General features: G+C 31.8%; 5 protein-coding genes. 3 read left to right on the top strand and 2 right to left on the bottom strand.

Going from position 1 to position 3,384, the window contains the following annotated elements; all coding sequences use genetic code 11:
* Positions 1–157 precede the first annotated feature (157 nt).
* Together CCAL5182_RS08900 and CCAL5182_RS08895 are read left to right on the top strand one after the other, a co-directional pair.
* Complete coding sequence (locus CCAL5182_RS08900; RefSeq protein ID WP_336610829.1) at positions 158–373, top strand: helix-turn-helix domain-containing protein; 216 nt, start codon at positions 158–160, stop codon at positions 371–373.
* 165 nt (positions 374–538) lie between these two features.
* Positions 539–1,123, top strand: a complete 585-nt coding sequence (locus CCAL5182_RS08895; RefSeq protein ID WP_336610828.1) for an HNH endonuclease — start codon at positions 539–541, stop codon at positions 1,121–1,123.
* A gap of 10 nt (positions 1,124–1,133) precedes the next feature.
* Here the strand turns inward: CCAL5182_RS08895 and CCAL5182_RS08890 are convergent, their stop codons facing one another.
* A complete protein-coding gene (locus CCAL5182_RS08890) occupies positions 1,134–2,159 on the bottom strand; it encodes a DNA cytosine methyltransferase (protein WP_336610827.1) in 1,026 nt (341 codons plus the stop codon).
* The gene (locus tag CCAL5182_RS08885; RefSeq protein WP_336610826.1) at positions 2,156–2,398 is read right to left on the bottom strand and encodes an XRE family transcriptional regulator; all 243 of its coding nucleotides are present in this window, start codon (positions 2,396–2,398) and stop codon (positions 2,156–2,158) included. Before CCAL5182_RS08885 ends, CCAL5182_RS08890 begins: the two co-directional genes overlap by 4 nt.
* A gap of 163 nt (positions 2,399–2,561) precedes the next feature.
* Between CCAL5182_RS08885 and CCAL5182_RS08880 the strand changes: the two genes are divergently transcribed.
* Positions 2,562–3,384, top strand: an 823-nt coding sequence (locus tag CCAL5182_RS08880) for an IS1595 family transposase (protein ID WP_336610825.1), incomplete at its 3' end; no start/stop codon positions are given.

The following is a 3,384-nucleotide window of genomic DNA, read 5'->3' as shown; positions in this document are numbered from 1 at the left end:
ATATTATGTAGCAAACGCACCTAGATTTTAATTTCTTTTAAAAAATAAAATTCTATCATACTCTAAACACAACATTACAACTGTTACTTATAATCCGTTGCATTAAAAACACCAAAAGCACTACAATTACCAAAATTTATAAAAATGCGAGCTAGTAATGGTTTTACAAAATTTTGGCATAGCGATAAGGCAGTTAAGAGAAAAAACTGGGTTAAGCCAAGAAAAATTTGCATTATCAATTGATATGGATAGAACATATTATGCTTCTGTAGAAAATGGCAAAAGAAATATTTCTTTGAAAAATATTCAAAAGATTGCCAATGGGCTTGGAGTTTCAGTTTCGGAAATTTTCAATATGATTGAAACGCAATAGTTATGATTAAAATTGAGGATATAGTAGAAATTAGAATTGCCAAAAAGCACGATAGGGGATATGAAATAGTTTTTTTCAGATGACCGAATTATTTGGATTGTCAAACGACGAACCATTGCAGGGCTTCTTTTACTGATAAAATACAAAGAATGTTCAGAAGCGGACTTGGCAGGAACAAATGATAGGCTTGCAAATATTAAAAGAATTCTTAGTGGCAGATTTAATAAATTATGGATAAAGGACCGATACGGAGATGCAAATAAGCCATTTAGTGAGCTTTGGACAGAGGAAGGATTTTCTTGCATTCAGGCCAAGGGTATGAGAGGGAATAAACAATATGTTCTTGAAGCAAAAGACCATAGTTTATTATTTAGGGATAACGCCAAATCTGAGCGAATACAAATAACAAATGAAGAAAAAAGACTAATCCTTAAAACTCAAAATAATCAATGTAACATTTGCGGCGCAATACTTAGACCAAATCCGGATATAATATCGCACGCATTTTCAAAAGATAGAATAAAAACAGAATTTGACCATCGCAAACCAGTAGATAGAAATGGCAAGACAACAATAGAAAATATGCAAGCATTATGCCATTATTGCAACAAGTGCAAACGGCAAATGTGTTTTGTATGTAGATTGAAACAATGCGATGAAAAATGCGCCCTTGTAACACCTGAAAAGAACGATATTGTCCTTGCTACAAATGAAAATATTAGAGATAGAATTACCAAAAAAAATAGTTAAGGTTAGTTATCTAGCCATTATTATCAGTGTTACTAAGAAAATAATAAATGTCATCACAAATTGATGATACAACAGGTGGACAAACAGCATTTGCTAATTGTTTTATAGCGTCTGTCCTTGATACCGGGAATTTAAAATTATCCGGAAACCCCATAATTCTTTTCATCTCCATTAAATTTAAATGTCGTCTTTCTTTTGATAAAACAGGTATCATTGCACCACCTCCACTATTGCTTACGGCAAAAGTCGGAAAAGACGCATCTAGTGAATATGCCCTAATACCACTTGTTCGTAGCTGAAAAACACAATCTTTTAAATCACATTCTGCGCCTATTCTCTCAAGCGCAACCCGTGTTTTTGGCGGCTGGAAACTCAATTCATTAAGCCTCTTGGTGTTAGTATATAAATCAACATATTCTTGCCATTTTAAGCTAATAGGTATAGAGTAGTCGCCATTATTTAAATATGGTCTTAGCGGTGTCCTTTCGGTTTTTTTCTTTGTGAACATAAATTTTTTTTTAGATAAATTGGATTTTATAGCTACAATATATACTCTTGGTCTGCTTTGCGGAACACCAAAATATGAACTATCTAAAATATCATAATAAACATTATACCCCAGCTCTGAAAGCATATAACGAATTGTATTAAAAGTATTCCCTTTGTTATGCCTTACTAAATTTGGAACATTTTCAAAAAACACTATATTTGGTCTTTTTGTTTCTACAATTTCGTGTATCTTAAAAAATATTGTCCCCCTATCATCTTGAAAGCCTTGACGTTTTCCAGCTTGTGAAAAAGGCTGACACGGAAAGCCGGCGCATAAAATATCTATATCAGGGACATCTTTTGCAACAATGTCAAATATATCTTTGGAAGTAAATTCCTCATTAAAATTCTCTATGTATATTTTTTGGCAACTATTGTCTATTTCATTTCTATAAATAATATCCACAGGAAGTTTGGACATTTCCATACCTATTCTAAAACCACCAATACCGGCACACAACTCTGCGCATTCTATTTTATTTTTCATTTTACTTTCTCACCATCTTTCCACCCTCTAACAACCTGTAATATATCATCATCTTTTAACTGTGATAACATATCTAGCACTGCTTTCATAGCGATAGGCTCGTTTGTTTCTCTAAGCCACTCTATATAGGTTCGTTCTGAAATACCTAGCCTACCCGCCATTTCTCTTTTAGTGATATTTTTTATCTCTTTTGCTTCTATGAGTTTATGAATTTTATGAATTATTTGTGCTAATTTCATACTTTTCCTTTATAATTTTGCAATTATACATTTTTAAATATAAAAAATCCATAAGTTTTTAAATTTATTACATTAATATGTAGATATTTTAGCTTTACTTAATACACATTTATGTATAATATCAACATTATAAAATAATAAATATACACTAAAAGGATATAAAATGGCACAGCACTTCCTACTCTCATCATCAGCTCGTAAAATTTCAGTTAAAAAGATAGCTTCGATGAGTGAAAGAGATTGTTATGAATATTTTAAATCAATCAGATGGAGTGGCAATAAGAGTAATCCAATCTGTCCTTGCTGTGGTAGTGTAAATTCTCATTATTTCATAGAAACTAGACTTCAATATCGTTGTAAGGATTGTTTTCATACATTTTCAGTTACGAGTGGCACGATATTTCATTCTCATAAGCTTGATTTTAAAACTATACTGCTTGCTATCATTATATTTACTAATGCTACAAAGAGTATATCGGCATTACAACTTAGTAGAGATTTAGACGTTCAGTATAAAACGGCTTGGGTTTTAGCTCATAAAATCAGAGAAAGTCTCATGGAACATAATTCAAATGAAAAACTTCAAGGCATAGTGGAAATGGACGGAGTTTATGTAAATGGATATATCAGACCAAAGAATAATATTAACGATAGGGTCGATAGAAGAAAGGTAGTTAAGCCAAATAAAAGAGTTATTATCTCGATTAGAGAAAGAAATTTAAAAGGCAAAGGTTCAAATAAGACTAAAACCTTTGTTCTAAAAAGCGAGAATAACACCGAAATCAATCAAATAGCTAAATCTCACATATTGCCTAGTTCTCAAATACATACTGATGAAAATTCGGCTTATGATGATCTTTTAGCTCATTATGATCTAAAAAGGGTAAATCATCAAATAGAGTATTCAGGTATAAACGGAGAAAATAACAATCAATCAGAAAGCTTTAACGCTAGATTTAGACGTATGCAACTAGGACAGCTTCACA

Source organism: Campylobacter sp. 7477a (assembly GCF_014892335.1).
Lineage (GTDB): Bacteria > Campylobacterota > Campylobacteria > Campylobacterales > Campylobacteraceae > Campylobacter_A > Campylobacter_A californiensis.
This window is presented reverse-complemented; position numbering and strand designations above follow the sequence as displayed.

What these genes read in the sequence shown, in the direction of transcription:
- CCAL5182_RS08900 (WP_336610829.1), top strand. Translation starts at nt 158, where the DNA reads ATGGTTTTACAAAATTTTGGCATAGCGATAAGGCAGTTAAGAGAAAAA.
- CCAL5182_RS08890 (WP_336610827.1), bottom strand. Translation starts at nt 2,159, where the DNA reads ATGAAAAATAAAATAGAATGCGCAGAGTTGTGTGCCGGTATTGGTGGT.
- CCAL5182_RS08885 (WP_336610826.1), bottom strand. Translation starts at nt 2,398, where the DNA reads ATGAAATTAGCACAAATAATTCATAAAATTCATAAACTCATAGAAGCA.